Source organism: Pseudomonas sp. NFX183, from assembly GCF_047943075.1.
In the GTDB taxonomy this organism is placed as follows: Bacteria; Pseudomonadota; Gammaproteobacteria; order Pseudomonadales; family Pseudomonadaceae; genus Aquipseudomonas.
Genome location: NZ_CP181333.1, coordinates 1431643 through 1446662 on the forward strand (window position 1 = coordinate 1431643; position 15020 = coordinate 1446662).

A 15020-nucleotide genomic window follows, 5' to 3' on the forward strand; every position below is an offset into this window, starting at 1 on the left:
AGCGCTTGCCTGAATCGGATGGCCGCATGACCGACAGTTTCGTCACCCAGTGCCCGCATTGCCAAGCGCGCTTTCGCGTCAGCCACGCTCAATTGAGTGTGGCCCGTGGCGTGGTTCGCTGCGGCTCGTGCCTGCAAGTGTTCAATGCCGCGCGCCAATTGCTGGAGCAGCGCGCCAGCACCTCGGCGCCGGAACCCGAGCAGCCAGGCGTCGCCGAACACGCCGTTGAGCCAGTGCCCCAGGCACCGCGGGCCATCAGCCAGAAACAGTGGACCGCCGAAGAGCTGGACCTGGACAACCTGGACCTGGACGAAGAACTGGCCAAGCTTGAACGCCGCGAGATTCAACACACGCAACCGCCCGGCGCGGAGCGTCGCCAGGCGAGCAGCGAGCGCCGGCAAAAGGAAGATGCCCTCAGCGCCAGCCGCGACACCGTCAAGGCCGAAGAAGAAAAATGGGCCGCCAGCCTGTTCAGCGAGCCGCCCGAAGAGCGCACCCAACCAAGCGAAGACGCGCCTGAACCGGCCAGGACGCCTGCGACCAAGCAGCGCACCGAGCCATCGATGTCGTTCAACATCGACGATATCGACGATGAGCCCCCGCTGCGTTCTCCGCCTGACGACGACGATGACGACCTCGACCCGCCGTTCACGCCGCTGACGGCAGCAGCGGACGCGCCGGAACCCGAAGACCGCCTGCAACCGCGGCGCAAGCGTGCGCGCACGGAAACCAGCGTTCACGACGATGTACTTCAGGACCTGGAAGACGACCCGCTGCACCTGTATGCGCAGAAACGTCCGACGAGCTGGGGCCGTCGCCTCATCTGGATACTCCTGGTGCTGCTGGCCGCCGCGGGCCTGGCGGGCCAGTACATCGCCTATCAATTCGACGACCTGGCTCGTCAGGACGCTTATCGCCCGTGGTTCCAGCAACTGTGCCCAACCCTCGGTTGCACCGTGCCATCACGGGTCGATATTGCCCACATCAAGAGCAGCAACCTGGTGGTGCGCAGCAATCCCGAGTTCGCCGGGGCGCTGGTGGTGGATGCAATCATCTATAACCGCGCGACGTTCTCACAGCCCTTCCCGCTGCTGGAGCTGCGCTTTGCCGATTTGAACGGCGGCCTGATTGCCAGTCGTCGCTTCAAACCGGCCGAATACCTCAGTGGTGAGCTGGCCGGGGTGAGCGAAATGCCTTCGCAGACACCCATCCATATTTCCCTGGATATCCTCGACCCAGGCAATAAAGCCGTGAATTACAGCCTGAGTTTCCACTCGCCCGAGTGAGGCGCCGCGCACGCCGAGGTTTGACGGCAGATAATTGACTGGGCGCTGCGCAACCAAACCGACCGCGATAAAGAAATAACTGTTCAGATTTTATCCAATTCAGCCTTTATCCAGTCATCGAGAGCGGGTATCATGCCAACCCTTTTTCGAACTCTAATGATCCGGCCCCACAACAGGGAAGTCCTATGTCGGCGGTACGCATCGGCCCATACACATTGCAAAACGGCTTGATCCTCGCCCCGATGGCGGGCGTCACCGACCAGCCCTTTCGTCAGCTGTGCAAGCGTTTGGGCGCGGGTCTAGTAGTCTCTGAAATGGTCACCAGCGACATGAGCTTGTGGAACACCCGCAAATCGCGGATGCGCATGATCCACGAAGGTGATCCCGAGCCGCGCTCGGTACAGATCGCCGGTGGCGATGCACAGATGCTCGCGGACGCGGCCCGGGCCAACGTGGAGTTGGGCGCACAGATCATCGACATCAACATGGGCTGCCCGGCCAAGAAGGTCTGCAACAAGGCCGCCGGTTCCGCGCTGTTGAAAGATGAGCAATTGGTAGCCGAGATCCTGCAGGCCGTTGTCGCCGCAGTGGATGTGCCGGTCACCCTGAAGATTCGTACCGGCTGGGACCGGGACAACAAGAACGGCCTGACGGTGGCGAAGATCGCCGAACAGGCAGGCATTACAGCGCTGGCGGTGCATGGCCGCACCCGCGCCGACCTTTACACCGGTGAAGCCGAGTACGACACCATTGCCGCGATCAAGCAGGCGGTGTCGATCCCGGTCTTTGCCAATGGCGACATCGACTCAGCCGAGAAAGCCCGGCGCGTGCTGCACGCAACCGGCGCCGATGGCTTGTTGATTGGCCGGGCCGCCCAGGGGCGGCCATGGATTTTTCGTGAGATCGAGCACTTTCTGCGTACTGGCGAAGTCATGCCGGCACCGGAGCTGATCGAGGTGGAACGTATTCTGCTAGAGCATCTGGCCGCCCTGCACGCCTTCTATGGAGACGTGATGGGAGTACGCATTGCTCGCAAGCATGTCGGCTGGTATCTCGCAACCTTGCCGGGCGCCAGGGAGTTTCGCGCCCACTTCAATCGTTTGGATGATACGGAAGCACAGTGCGCCAACGTTCGTGAGTTCTTCAGCGAGCGTTACAAGAGCCTGGGGACAGGGGACGGAGAGGGGGTGGCCGCATGACGATGATGACCGAGACTTTAGTGAGTGGAACAACACCCGTGAGCGACAACGTCAATTTGAAACAGCACCTCAACACGCCGAGCGAAGAAGGCCAGACCCTTCGCGGGAGTGTCGAGAAGGCGCTGCACAATTATTTCGCCCACCTAGAGGGCGCTTCCGTCACGGACGTGTACAACCTGGTGCTCTCCGAAGTCGAGGCGCCCTTGCTCGAAAGCGTGATGAACTACGTCAAGGGCAACCAGACCAAAGCCAGTGAGCTGCTGGGCCTCAACCGTGGCACCTTGCGCAAAAAGCTCAAGCAGTACGATTTGCTGTAAGCATTCAATCAAACCAGAAAGGCGCCCGCGTAAAACCGGTCGCCTTTTTTGCTGACTCCTTTGCTTTTGATGGAAATTGAAATGACCGACCAGACTACCCGCCTGCCGATCCGCCGCGCCTTGATCAGTGTTTCCGACAAGACCGGGATCCTCGAATTTGCCCGGGAGCTGGAAGCCCTGGGTGTGGAAATCCTCTCCACGGGCGGGACCTTCAAACTGCTGCAGGACAACGGCGTGGCCGCAGTAGAAGTCGCGGACTACACCGGTTTCGCAGAAATGATGGACGGTCGGGTCAAGACCCTGCACCCGAAAATCCACGGCGGGATCCTCGGTCGTCGCGGTATCGACGACGCCATCATGACCGAGCACGGCATCAAGCCGATCGACCTGGTGGCCGTTAACCTTTATCCGTTCGAAGCCACCATCAACAAGCCAGGTTGCGACCTGCCGACCGCCATCGAAAACATCGATATCGGCGGCCCGACCATGGTTCGCTCGGCAGCCAAGAACCACAAAGACGTGGCCATCGTGGTTAACGCCAGCGACTACGCCAACGTGTTGGAAAGCCTGAAAGCCGGCGGCCTGACTTACGCCCAGCGTTTCGACCTGATGCTCAAGGCGTTCGAACACACCGCCGCCTACGACGGCATGATCGCCAACTACATGGGCACCGTGAACCAGGCCGCCGAGACCCTGAGCACAGAGGGCCGCAGCCAGTTCCCGCGCACCTTCAACAGCCAGTTCATCAAGGCCCAGGAAATGCGCTACGGCGAGAACCCGCACCAGAGCGCGGCGTTCTACGTTGAGGCCAAACCTGCTGAAGTCGGCATCGCCACCGCGACCCAACTGCAAGGCAAAGAGCTGTCCTACAACAACGTGGCCGACACCGACGCTGCGCTGGAATGCGTGAAGAGCTTCGTCAAGCCGGCCTGCGTGATCGTCAAGCACGCCAACCCGTGCGGCGTGGCCGTAAGCCCGGACGCTGAAGGCGGTATCCGCCAGGCGTACGAACTGGCCTACGCCACCGACACCGAATCCGCCTTCGGCGGCATCATCGCCTTCAACCGCGAGCTGGATGCTGAAACCGCAAAAGCCATCGTCGAACGTCAGTTCGTTGAAGTGATCATCGCCCCGTCCGTGAGCGAAGAAGCCCGCGCCATCGTTGCCGCCAAGGCCAACGTGCGCCTGCTGGCCTGTGGCGAGTGGTCGGCGGACCGCGCCGCTGCCTGGGACTACAAACGCGTCAACGGCGGCTTGCTGGTACAGAGCCGCGACATCGGCATGATCGGCAGCGCCGACCTCAAAGTGGTGACCAAGCGCGCCCCGACCGAGCAGGAAATCAACGACCTGATCTTTGCCTGGAAAGTCGCCAAGTACGTTAAATCCAACGCCATTGTCTACGCCAAGAACCGCCAGACCATCGGTGTCGGCGCCGGCCAGATGAGCCGCGTGAACTCGGCGCGTATCGCTGCGATCAAGGCTGAGCACGCTGGTTTGCAGGTAGCCGGTTCGGTGATGGCTTCCGACGCGTTCTTCCCGTTCCGTGACGGCCTGGACAATGCGGCCAAGGCTGGCGTGACGGCGGTGATTCAACCGGGGGGTTCGATGCGTGACGCCGAAGTGATCGCCGCCGCTGATGAGGCTGGCATCGCCATGGTCTTCACCGGCATGCGCCACTTCCGCCACTGATCCAACTCGATCGAAATGTGGGAGCGGGCCTTTTGTGGTGAGCGGGCTTGTCCCGCGTTGGGCTGCGCAGCAGCCCCATCAAGAAGAACACGGTGCATCAGGCAATCTGCGGTGTTTGGTTTTGGGGCCGCTTTGCAGCCCAACGCGGGACAAGCCCGCTCGCCACATCAGATCGGCTCCACATTTAAGCGCTCGTGCAGCGCCTACAGAATTTGAGGTTTTTGAAATGAATGTTTTGATCATTGGCAGCGGTGGCCGTGAACACGCCCTGGCCTGGAAAGTTGCCCAGGACCCGCGCGTCCAGAAAGTATTCGTCGCACCCGGCAACGCCGGCACCGCCATTGAAGCCAAGTGCGAAAACGTCGCCATCGACGTGTTGGCCCTTGAGCAGCTGGCTGATTTCGCCGAGAAGAACGTGTCCCTGACCATCGTCGGTCCGGAAGTACCATTGGTGGCCGGCGTCGTCGACCTGTTCCGCAGCCGCGGCCTGGACTGCTTCGGCCCGACCGCCGGCGCAGCCCAACTGGAAGGCTCGAAAGCCTTCACCAAGGACTTTTTGGCACGCCACAAGATTCCGACTGCCGACTACCAGAACTTCACCGAGATCGAGCCGGCCCTGGCTTACCTGCGTGAAAAAGGTGCACCGATCGTCATCAAGGCCGACGGCCTGGCCGCCGGTAAAGGCGTGATCGTGGCGATGACCCTGCAAGAAGCCGAAGAGGCGGTGCGCGACATGCTCGCCGGCAACGCATTTGGTGATGCCGGTTCGCGCGTGGTCATCGAGGAGTTCCTCGACGGCGAAGAAGCCAGCTTTATCGTGATGGTCGACGGCAAGAACGTCCTGCCGATGGCCACCAGCCAGGACCACAAACGCGTCGGCGACGGCGATAGCGGCCCGAACACCGGCGGCATGGGTGCTTACTCCCCTGCCCCAGTGGTCACCGCCGAGGTACACAAGCGCGTGATGGACCTGGTGATCTGGCCGACCGTGCGCGGCATGGCCGACGAAGGCAATGTGTACACCGGCTTCCTGTACGCCGGCCTGATGATCGACAAAGCCGGTAACCCGAAAGTCATCGAGTTCAACTGCCGTTTTGGTGATCCGGAAACCCAACCGGTGATGCTGCGTCTGCAATCGAGCCTGGTGCTGCTGGTGGAAGCGGCCCTGGCCGAGGCGCTGGACAAGGTTGAAGCGCAATGGGACCCGCGTCCGAGCGTTGGCATTGTGCTGGCGGCCGGTGGTTACCCTGGCGACTACGCCAAGGGCGATGTGATTGAAGGCCTCGACGCAGCTGCTACGCTGGAAGGCAAGGTGTTCCATGCGGGCACCGCGCTCAAGGACGGCAAGGTTGTAACCGCAGGTGGCCGTGTATTGTGCGCCACCGCAATGGGTGCCAGTGTCGACGCCGCGCAGCAACAAGCGTACAAGCTGGCCGCGAAAATCGACTGGAAAGGTTGCTTCTACCGCACGGACATCGGCTACCGCGCCATTGCCCGTGAACGTGGCGAGAACCAATAAGCAGCTGCCCTCCAGTCGCTATCCGTTCGGTTAGGCAAGGGCCTTTGGCCCTTGCCGTACCCACGTCGCCCCGCGCATAGTTAACCCGTGCAATCAACCTACGAAGGGATTTCGCCGTGCGCTGGCTCAGGATCGCCATAGGTTTCACAGTCAGTCTGCTGACCCTGCTCTGCTTGTTCCCGGCCCAGGCCGCCGCGCAAGGCAGTGGATGGGCAGTATTGCTTGATGAACAGGCCGACCTGCAACTGAGCGATATCCGCTCCGCCCGTTACACCAATCAATTTAGCCCCATCGAACTGGACCGGATTACCGCCGCCGAGCCGGACGGTGCGTTGTGGGTACGTTTCAAGCTGCAACCTGGCAAGCACGAGCAAGTGCTGCGGGTATTTGCCCCCGACCTGTCCCACCTGAGCCTCTATGTACTGGACGGCGACACCCTGGTGGAGCAACAAAGTACCGGCACCCGCCAGCCGCAGGCGGAACGCCCGCTGCCCAGCAGTGATTTCATGCTGCCGATGCCCCAGAGCCAGAAACCCCTCGAGGTGTACCTGCGTCTGGTGTCGGAACACGAACTGCGCCCCTACATCACCCTGGAACCGGCCGTACTGGCTGCCGCCGACCAGAACCAGACGCTGATCTACGGCCTGTTGTTCGGCTGCCTGCTGATGCTGATCCTGCACAACCTCACGCGCTTCGCCTACCACCGCTCGCGCAGCAGCCTGTGGCTGGCGGCCTGCGAGTTGCTCTTGATGTTGAGCCTGGCACTGTTGCTCAACCTGGTGGGGCCGTGGCTGCCGAACTGGCATGCTGTCCAGACCCCGGGCGCCTACCTCGCCCTGCTGCTGACCGCGCCGTGCGGGCTGATGTTCGCCTATCGGTTCTTCATGCCGCTGGGCCCGCACCTGCTGAACAAACTGTTGATGGCCGACATCCTGCTGATCGTGCTGTGCGGCCTGCTGCTGTTGTTCGTCAACACCTTGCCGCTGAACATCATCACTTACGCCCTGGTGGCCCTGGCCGGTCTGAGCATGCTGTTTGTCTCGGCCTACCACTGGCAGAAAGGCTACCGGCCAGCACGTTTGTTCGTGGCGGGCATGGTGGTGTTCAACATCGGCACACTGATCATCCTGCCTGCCCTGCTCGGCCTGACGCTGGTGGCACCGCAAGGCTTGATCGTCACGCTGCTCGGTTTTATCTGCCTCAGCGGCCTGCTGATGAGCCTGGCCCTGGGCGAACGCCAGCGCGCAATTGTCGAAGCGCGCTTCAGCCTCAGCCGCGATTTGGCGGCCAGCAATGCCGAGATCGCCGCCAAAGCCGAGTTCCTGGCGAAGATCAGCCACGAAATCCGCACCCCCATGAACGGCGTGCTGGGCATGACCGAGCTGCTGCTGGGCACGCCGCTGTCGGTCAAGCAGCGTGACTACGTGCAGACCATCCACAGCGCCGGGAACGAACTGCTGACGTTGATCAACGAGATCCTCGACATCTCCAAGCTGGAGTCCGGGCAGATCGAGCTGGACGACGTGCAGTTCGACCTCAACGCATTGATCGAAGACTGCCTGAGTATCTTCCGCGCCAAGGCCGAGCAACAGAACGTCGAACTGATCAGCTTTATCCAGCCTCAGGTGCCACGCGTGATCAGCGGTGACCCGACGCGTCTGCGCCAGGCGTTGTTGAGCCTGCTGGAAAATGCCCTGCAAAAGACCGACGAAGGTGAAGTGCTGATCGTCGTTGCCCTCGACGAACGCAGTACCAAGCCGCGCCTGCGCATTGCCGTGCAAGACAGCGGCCTGCCGATGGAAGCCGCCGAGCGTGACGCGTTGCTGCACAGCGAACTGCACAGCAAGAACTTCCTCTCGGCCACGCGCTTGAGCGGTCACCTGGGCCTGGTGATCGCGCGACAACTGATCCTGTTGATGAATGGCGAGTTCGGCATCAAGAGCGGCAGCCATCAGGGCAGCACCTTGTGGTTGACCCTGCCGCTGGACCCGGAACGCCTGGAACATCCGACCTCCGACCTCGACGGCCCGCTCAAAGGCGCACGGGTGCTGGTGGTCGACGACAACGACACCTGCCGCAAAGTGCTGGTGCAGCAATGCACGGCCTGGGGCTTGAACGTCAGCGCCGTACCGTCCGGCAAAGAAGCCCTGGCGTTGCTGCGCACCAAGGCGCACCTGCGCGACTACTTCGACGTGGTCCTGCTGGACCAGAACATGCCCGGCATGACCGGTATGCAACTGGCCGCCAAGATCAAGGAAGACCCGAGCCTGAACCACGACATCCTGCTGATCATGCTCACCGGTATCAGCAACGCGCCGAGCAAGATCATCGCGCGCAACTGCGGGATCAAGCGCATCCTCGCCAAGCCGGTGGCCGGCTACACGCTCAAGACCACGCTGGCCGATGAACTGACTCAGCGCAGCAAAGGCGTGGTGCAGCCGCGCGCGGCCATCAGCGCGCCGGCAGCGGTGACCGTGCCGGCCGACTTCCGCATTCTGGTGGCCGAAGACAACAGCATCTCCACCAAAGTGATTCGCGGCATGCTCGGCAAGCTCAACCTCAACCCGGACACCGCCAGCAACGGCGAGGAAGCCCTCGAGGCGATGAAGGCTCAGCGTTACGACCTGGTGCTGATGGACTGTGAAATGCCGATCCTCGATGGTTTTTCCGCCACCCAGCAATTGCGCGCGTGGGAAGTCAGCCACCAACGCATTCGAACGCCGGTGGTCGCACTGACCGCGCATATCCTTTCGGAACATAAAGAGCGCGCGCGCCAGGCCGGGATGGATGGGCATATGGCCAAACCGGTGGAGTTGTCGCAGTTGCGCGAGCTGGTGGAGTTCTGGGTGGCGCAGCGTCAGCAACGACCGGAACACGCGCCGTCCTGACCGTGAAATGCAGTCTCCTGTGGGAGCTGGCTTGCCGGCGATGGCGGTGTGTCAATCACACACTTTTTGTCTGATCCACCGCTATCGCCGGCAAGCCAGCTCCCACATTTGACCTGTGTCGCCTGATAGACTCTGCCCACTTTCCCCGCCCGCGAGCCGCCCTCATGCTCCACGTGTTATTCAGCGTTTACCTGAAGATGCTGGTGCTCTACAGCCCGTTCTTCGTGCTGTCCTGTTTTATCAGCCTGACCCGTGGTTACTCCAGCAAGGAGCGGCGGCGACTGGCCTGGAAAGTAGCGCTGGCAACGCTGGTGTCGAGCGTGTTGCTGTACCTGTTCGGGCGGGTGATTTTCAGCGTGTTCGGCATCACCGTGGACGCTTTTCGCATCGGCGCCGGCAGCGTGCTGTTCATCTCGGCGCTGGGCATGGCCCAGGGCAAGTCGGCGGTACAGACCGACAACGTGCAGCAGGACGTGACCATTGTGCCGCTGACCATCCCGCTCACCGTCGGCCCGGGCACCATCGGTGCGCTGCTGGTGATGGGCGTGAGCCAGCCGCACTGGGATGACAAGATCATGGCCATCCTCAGCATTGCCCTGGCCAGCCTCACGGTGGGCGTGGTGCTGTACCTGTCCAACCGCATCGAACGCATTCTGGGCGACCAGGGCTTGCAGATTGTCAGCCGGTTGATGGGGTTGTTCGTGTGCGCCCTCGCCGCGCAGATCATCTTTACCGGCGTACGCGGTTATCTGGTGCCCTAGATACGGTACTTGGCGATGGCCAGCTGGACCTTGTCACCGGCGCTCTCACGCATCAGCTGGAGCGTCGTTTCGTTGACCACCGCGGTATTGAGCACCAGGCAGGTTTGCCCGCTGAAGGCCTCGAACGAGGCGCTGTCCCATTCCAGAAAGGGCAAGCCGACCTGCTTGCTCACGCCGTGACTGCTGTAGGTCACCAGCACCATCATCACTTCTCCCTCGGTTTCGGCGCAGGAGGCCAGGCCGAAATCACCGCCCTGATGCACCGTGCTATTGCGTTTGAACAGGTCGAACGTCGCGGGTTGCTGCTTCAACGCCTCCAACGCATCCGCCGCCAGCTTGGGCAGTGCGGTGAGCAAAGGTCCTGCCAGCGACGTCGAGGCCAGCATCGCCGCAATGATGTTCAGTGCCGCCAGTTGCACGGTCAGGCCTTTGCCCGAGCGCGTGACCCGCTCGAAGCGGCTGCGCACCGGCAGCCAGCCCAGACTGACCATCACCTTGATAAATTCGTCGTACCAGGCTTCGGTGCCGCGTTGAACCTTCAACACATCGCTGACGTAGCTGCTCGCAAGCAAATAGCTCTTGCGAACGTATTCGCGGTTCGGGGCGGACATCCCCTCGATAAACGAGATCACGCCGTTGTTCACCACCGCCGCGTTGCTGTCATCGTCCGTGCCCATCGGCGCAGAGGTCTGTACACCCGGCGCTCCCGGCAACTTGTAGGCGGCAATCAACTTGCGCCTCTTTACGCTGTTGATCCTTCGGTGCTGTCGCTCCATTTTCAGTTCTCCACAGGCACCCCACATGGGGCGTGTGTTCACACTAGTCCAGCCGCGAGCGCGCTTTCCAGACCACAAACATCACTTGCCGGGATGCGGCGAGCTACGCCACCCAACGATTGCTGGGCGGCCCTTGAGCCCTTCCGGATTTCGTCGATAAAAAAAGAAAAAGCCCCGAATAACGGCGGGCGTTGACCCAGCGTTACTCGGAGCTTTCCGGCGTGCGACAGGCCGTTTTCAGGAGGCGGGTTTTTCGCCATACCAGCGCGGCGTGTACACCCACGCACCGCCACCGGCGCGCGGGAATACGCACGTGGTCGACGAGCCGATCAGCACCATGGTGCGCATATCGACCTGTTCAGGCGTCAGTTGCCCAAGCGTGGTGACACGCAGTGTCTGGCCTGGACGACCGATATCGCGCCCCAGCACCACCGGCGTTTCAGGCGTGCGGTGCAGCGCAACGATTTCCAGCGCGCGCCCCAATTGCCACGGCCGCGAACGCGAGATCGGGTTGTAGAACGCCAGCGCCAAGTCGGCCTGGGACGCAAGGTCCAGGCGCTTTTCGATGATCGACCAGGGCTTGAGGTTGTCCGACAGCGACATCACACAAAAGTCATGCCCCAGCGGCGCACCCGCCTGCGCAGCGGTGGCAAGCGACGCCGAGACGCCTGGCAGAATCTGCAGGTCAACCTGATGCCAGGCCGGGTCACTCGACTCATGCAAGGCCTCGATCACCGCAGCCGCCATGGCGAATACGCCGGGGTCACCGGACGATACCACCACAACTGAACGCCCTTGCGCGGCCAACTCGAAGGCATGGCGCGCACGCTGCATTTCTTCGCGGTTATCGGTGCAGTGCTGCACTTGGTCGTCACGAAATGGCCCGGCCATGCGCACATAGGTTTCGTAACCGAGCACATCGGTGCAGCGCGCCAGTTCAGCCTTGACCGCCGGCACCATCAACTCGGCGGCGCCAGGGCCCAGGCCAATCACCGCCAGACGGCCGCGCGGGCGCCCGACATGCGCCAGGTCCAGGGGCTGCTCGGCGACGCTGATGACAATGTCCGCCTCTTGCGTGACGCCGGAAAACAACAGCGGCACATTCAACGCCAGCGCAGCCTCGTGCAGCGAAGGTTCGGCCATCTGTGTATCGCTGGCCAACACGCAGGCCAGGGATTGAACGGCAATACCCGCGTCGTGCAATGCCGCCCGCACACGCTCAGCCAAGTGCGCGCCGGGCTTGCAGGTGACGCACACGTTCTGCGAATAAATCAGCAACTCGTTGGCGGCAGGCACGCGCTCGGCGCTGCCCACATGAATCGCCAGACGCGCTTGCTGATCCTGCGGCAGATTGGCCTGAGCCAGCCAGGGCGCCGTGCCTTCGATGCGCACGCTTTCGCCGGCCAGCAGGTCCGAGACAAAACGCTTGCCCAGCTCCAGATCCGCCAGCTGATAACCGGCCGGCGGGTTGAGCAGGCAGGTGCCGAACCGCAACTCGCCACTGGTGGTGATCGCGGCAGGCACGTCCAACGCGGCGGCAATGTCGCGCGCCATCACGTTCACGCCACCGAGACCGCCGAGCAACGGCACCACGGCGCTGCCGTCCTCCGCCACGGCCAGCACGGCGGGTTCCTCGCCCTTTTCCAGCAGCAGCGGCGCCAGGGTGCGGATCACGATGCCGGCAGCGCACAGCGCAATCAGCGGCGTGCCCTGTTGATACAGCTGGCGCAGGGTCGCGCCGAACTCGCTGTAGGTCTGGTCGGCGCCTTCAACGCGCCCGGCCAAGCCGTGGATCAGCGCGCCGGGGTAAACCTGCGCAATCCTGCGCGCCGTGGCCAGGCTGCCCTGGCCCAGAATGACAATCGCCGGGCGCATCAACCTTGCCACCTTTCGCCGGGCACGATGATCAGCGAGAAGTACGGCGAAGACGCCGGGTCGACCTGATCCAGCGGCACGATTTTCTGGTTGGCCATGGTCGCGCGCTCTACGTACAGCGCGCGCTCGGCCAGGCCGAGTTCTTCCAGCACCTGACGCACCTTGGGGAAGTTACGCCCCAGCTTCATGATCACCGCCGCATCGGCATCCGCCAGGCGACGCTTGAGGTCGTCATGGGGCAGCACGCCCGAGAGCACCGACAGGCTCTGATTGCGATACACCAGCGGCGCGCCGAGTACCGAGGCGCCGCCGAGCATCGAACACACGCCGGGAATCACCTGGGCGTCATAGCGCTCGGCCAGGCGATCATGCAGGTACATGTAGGACCCGTAGAAGAACGGATCACCTTCGCAGATCACCGCCACGTCGCGGCCGGCGTCCAGGTGCGCGGCCACGTCCAGGCTGGCCGTGTCGTAGAAGTCGCTGATGACTTGCTCGTAGGACAGCGGCGCCGGCAACACTTCGGTGGTCACCGGGTACACCAGCGGCATCAGGGTCTGCTGCGCGACCAGGTGGTCTTCGATGATGCCGAACGCATTGCCCTTCTTGCCCTTGGCCACGAAGTACGCCACCACCGGCGATTCGCGCAGCAGGCGCAGGGCCTTGAGGGTGATCAGTTCCGGGTCGCCGGGGCCCACGCCCAGGCCGATCAAACGTCCACGTGCCTGCATTACTCGACCTCCGTGGCCAAGGCGTTGACCGCAGCGGCCGCCATCGCACTGCCGCCCAGACGCCCTTGCATGATCACGAACGGCACGCCACGGCTGTCGGCCGCCAGCATGGCCTTGGACTCGGCAGCGCCGACAAACCCGACCGGGAAGCCCAGGATCAATGCAGGTTTTGGCGCGCCGGCATCGAGCATCTCCAGCAGGTAGAACAGCGCGGTCGGCGCGTTGCCGATCACCACCACGCTGCCTTCCAGGTGCGGGCGCCACAGCTCCAGCGCGGCAGCGGAACGGGTGTTACCCAGCGCGCGCGCCAGTTCCGGCACGCTGTCGTCGCGCAGGGTGCAGATCACCTCATTGTTGGCCGGCAGGCGCGCACGGGTTACGCCTTCGGAGACCATCCGCGCATCGCACAGAATCGGCGCACCGGCGGCCAGCGCATCGCGCCCGGCCTTGCCTGCGCCTTCGGAAAACTGCAGGCCATCGATGGCCTCGACCATGCCGCAGGCATGGATCACCCGCACCGCGAGTTTTTCCAAATCAGCCGGGATGCGGTCCAACTTGGCTTCCGCGCGAATAATGGCGAAGGAGTTGCGATAGATCTCCTGACCGTCGCGGATGTAATCAATCATCGGTGTTGCTCCGTGAGCGTGCGCGTAACAGGGCGCCCGCCGCTTCAATGGAAAGAGTGCGCGCGTGCAGCCGGCCGAAACCTGGCTGGGCTGCATCGCGAAAATAGACGTCGTAGTGGCCGGGGCTCACTGCCAGCAACGTGACCGGCGCGGTGTGTGCGGCCGCGCAGGAGCGTGGGCAGCCGGACAGGTGCACCTCAACGCCAGGTTGCAACGCGGCCAATTGCAGGGCGTCGGCCTTGGTGTCGGCCAGGCCTTTGCCACAGCCGCTTGAGCCGGTGCAGGCAATCAGGCGCGCCAGGGGTTGGTCGACTGAGCAGAGAAAGCCCAGGTGCGCCAGACGTTCAGTCACTGTGCCGTGGCTTTTAATGTTGGGCAGTAGCACGCCCTGCCATGGCGTGAAACGTAAAGTGCCGTCGCCGAACTCCAAGGCCAACTGCGCGGCGCCTTTGAGCATGCTTGAATCCAGGCGACCCAGCGGTGCAACGGCGGCGACGTAGAACTGATCTTTTTGCCGCTGTGGATAACTGCCCAAGTGCAGTAAAGCCCCACTGGCCGGGCGCTTGAAGCCCTCCACCGGCAGCAGCGGCAGGCTCAGACGGGCCAGTAAGTTATCCACAGCCAGATGACGCATGCGCGTTTGCGTGGGTGTCGCCACGTCGAGAAACAGCTCCAGCACTGCAACGACCAGAGCATGACCTTGCTCCAGGGGCACGGCCGCCAATGGCGCATCCAACCCAGGGCAACCGGCCAGGCCGAAGGCCAATAATGTTTCGCCATCGCGCTCAAACGCCGACAACCACAGGTCGTGGTGATGCTCCAGCATCGCCAGGGCTTCACCGCCATCGAGCTGCACGGCGAACTTGGCCGACAACTCATGGAACCGTGGATGGTTTTGCAAGGTGGCGAGGATCTGCCCGGCCAACGGTCGGGTGTCGAACAACATCTGCGTGTCGATACCCGCGCTGGGGCTGAGCATCAGGTTGCGCACATCATCGCCAGCAGCGTTGTTCGGGCCAAGGCCTGCGGCCAGCAGCGCGGCGATCAAGGCCTGCTGCTCGGCACCGATCCCGCGAATCTGCAGATTGGCACGGTTGGTGGCCTCGATCACTCCACCGGCGTAGGCCTGGGCCGCGTCCGCCACGGCCATCGCTTGGGCGGCAGTGATGGCGCCACCGGCCAGCTTGATCCGGCAAATGCCGCCATCCAACGCCTGGACAATACGCAGCAACCCCGGACAAGCCGAGGGGCGCAAGGTGTTCAGAGCAGGTGTTGGGTTCACGGGGCTTCCGGTTGACGGGTAAAGGCGCGGTATTATGCCTGCTTTGTCCGGCGGCATGAAAAGCCTGCCCG

At 62.9% G+C, this 15020-nt stretch carries 12 protein-coding genes; 7 read left to right on the top strand and 5 right to left on the bottom strand.

Annotation, left to right across the window (positions count from 1 at the left end):
• The first annotated feature begins 26 nt into the window (after nucleotides 1-26).
• From ACM530_RS06820 to ACM530_RS06850, 7 genes are all read left to right on the top strand, one after another.
• On the top strand, nucleotides 27-1286 hold the full coding sequence (locus ACM530_RS06820) for a DUF3426 domain-containing protein (protein ID WP_416364482.1): 1260 nt from the start codon (nucleotides 27-29) through the stop codon (nucleotides 1284-1286).
• Between the two features lie 185 nt (nucleotides 1287-1471).
• Entirely contained in the window at nucleotides 1472-2485 is a 1014-nt protein-coding gene (gene dusB, locus ACM530_RS06825; protein WP_119737806.1) for a tRNA dihydrouridine synthase DusB, read from the top strand.
• Nucleotides 2482-2802 (top strand): DNA-binding transcriptional regulator Fis, encoded by a 321-nt coding sequence (gene fis / locus ACM530_RS06830; RefSeq protein WP_002555375.1) that lies wholly within the window; start codon nucleotides 2482-2484, stop codon nucleotides 2800-2802. The genes dusB and fis overlap by 4 nt, the downstream gene beginning before the upstream one ends.
• Nucleotides 2803-2883: 81 nt before the next feature.
• On the top strand, nucleotides 2884-4491 hold the full coding sequence (gene purH, locus ACM530_RS06835; RefSeq protein WP_242199054.1) for a bifunctional phosphoribosylaminoimidazolecarboxamide formyltransferase/IMP cyclohydrolase: 1608 nt from the start codon (nucleotides 2884-2886) through the stop codon (nucleotides 4489-4491).
• Between the two features lie 226 nt (nucleotides 4492-4717).
• Nucleotides 4718-6010, top strand: coding sequence for a phosphoribosylamine--glycine ligase (purD, locus tag ACM530_RS06840; protein WP_416364483.1), 1293 nt, complete (start codon nucleotides 4718-4720; stop codon nucleotides 6008-6010).
• Between the two features lie 116 nt (nucleotides 6011-6126).
• Nucleotides 6127-8898: a hybrid sensor histidine kinase/response regulator gene (locus ACM530_RS06845; protein ID WP_145160286.1), complete on the top strand. Its 2772-nt coding sequence runs from the start codon at nucleotides 6127-6129 to the stop codon at nucleotides 8896-8898.
• A gap of 164 nt (nucleotides 8899-9062) precedes the next feature.
• Nucleotides 9063-9659 carry a MarC family protein gene (locus ACM530_RS06850; RefSeq protein ID WP_017253590.1) on the top strand — a complete coding sequence of 199 codons (597 nt, stop codon included), beginning with the start codon at nucleotides 9063-9065 and terminating at the stop codon, nucleotides 9657-9659.
• Here the strand turns inward: ACM530_RS06850 and ACM530_RS06855 are convergent.
• The 5 genes from ACM530_RS06855 to cobG all read right to left on the bottom strand — a co-directional run bounded on the left by ACM530_RS06855 (nucleotide 9656) and on the right by cobG (nucleotide 15006).
• Nucleotides 9656-10435 carry a hypothetical protein gene (locus tag ACM530_RS06855; RefSeq protein WP_145160283.1) on the bottom strand — a complete coding sequence of 260 codons (780 nt, stop codon included), beginning with the start codon at nucleotides 10433-10435 and terminating at the stop codon, nucleotides 9656-9658. The genes ACM530_RS06850 and ACM530_RS06855 overlap by 4 nt on opposite strands.
• A 237-nt stretch (nucleotides 10436-10672) precedes the next feature.
• Nucleotides 10673-12310, bottom strand: a complete 1638-nt coding sequence (gene cobJ, locus ACM530_RS06860; RefSeq protein ID WP_416364484.1) for a precorrin-3B C(17)-methyltransferase — start codon at nucleotides 12308-12310, stop codon at nucleotides 10673-10675.
• Nucleotides 12310-13041 (bottom strand): precorrin-2 C(20)-methyltransferase, encoded by a 732-nt coding sequence (locus ACM530_RS06865; RefSeq protein WP_145160278.1) that lies wholly within the window; start codon nucleotides 13039-13041, stop codon nucleotides 12310-12312. The genes cobJ and ACM530_RS06865 overlap by 1 nt, the downstream gene beginning before the upstream one ends.
• A complete protein-coding gene (locus ACM530_RS06870) occupies nucleotides 13041-13667 on the bottom strand; it encodes a precorrin-8X methylmutase (protein ID WP_083355479.1) in 627 nt (208 codons plus the stop codon). Before ACM530_RS06870 ends, ACM530_RS06865 begins: the two co-directional genes overlap by 1 nt.
• Complete coding sequence (gene cobG / locus ACM530_RS06875) at nucleotides 13660-15006, bottom strand: precorrin-3B synthase (protein WP_416364485.1); 1347 nt, start codon at nucleotides 15004-15006, stop codon at nucleotides 13660-13662. Before cobG ends, ACM530_RS06870 begins: the two co-directional genes overlap by 8 nt.
• Nucleotides 15007-15020: the final 14 nt, after the last annotated feature.

Bases quoted from the DNA above. Each gene is read 5' to 3' on its own strand.
- ACM530_RS06870 (WP_083355479.1), bottom strand. From the start codon at position 13,667: ATGATTGATTACATCCGCGACGGTCAGGAGATCTATCGCAACTCCTTC.
- dusB (WP_119737806.1), top strand. From the start codon at position 1,472: ATGTCGGCGGTACGCATCGGCCCATACACATTGCAAAACGGCTTGATC.
- ACM530_RS06855 (WP_145160283.1), bottom strand. From the start codon at position 10,435: ATGGAGCGACAGCACCGAAGGATCAACAGCGTAAAGAGGCGCAAGTTG.
- ACM530_RS06820 (WP_416364482.1), top strand. From the start codon at position 27: ATGACCGACAGTTTCGTCACCCAGTGCCCGCATTGCCAAGCGCGCTTT.
- fis (WP_002555375.1), top strand. From the start codon at position 2,482: ATGACGATGATGACCGAGACTTTAGTGAGTGGAACAACACCCGTGAGC.
- purH (WP_242199054.1), top strand. From the start codon at position 2,884: ATGACCGACCAGACTACCCGCCTGCCGATCCGCCGCGCCTTGATCAGT.
- ACM530_RS06865 (WP_145160278.1), bottom strand. From the start codon at position 13,041: ATGCAGGCACGTGGACGTTTGATCGGCCTGGGCGTGGGCCCCGGCGAC.
- purD (WP_416364483.1), top strand. From the start codon at position 4,718: ATGAATGTTTTGATCATTGGCAGCGGTGGCCGTGAACACGCCCTGGCC.
- cobG (WP_416364485.1), bottom strand. From the start codon at position 15,006: ATGCCGCCGGACAAAGCAGGCATAATACCGCGCCTTTACCCGTCAACC.
- ACM530_RS06850 (WP_017253590.1), top strand. From the start codon at position 9,063: ATGCTCCACGTGTTATTCAGCGTTTACCTGAAGATGCTGGTGCTCTAC.
- cobJ (WP_416364484.1), bottom strand. From the start codon at position 12,310: ATGCGCCCGGCGATTGTCATTCTGGGCCAGGGCAGCCTGGCCACGGCG.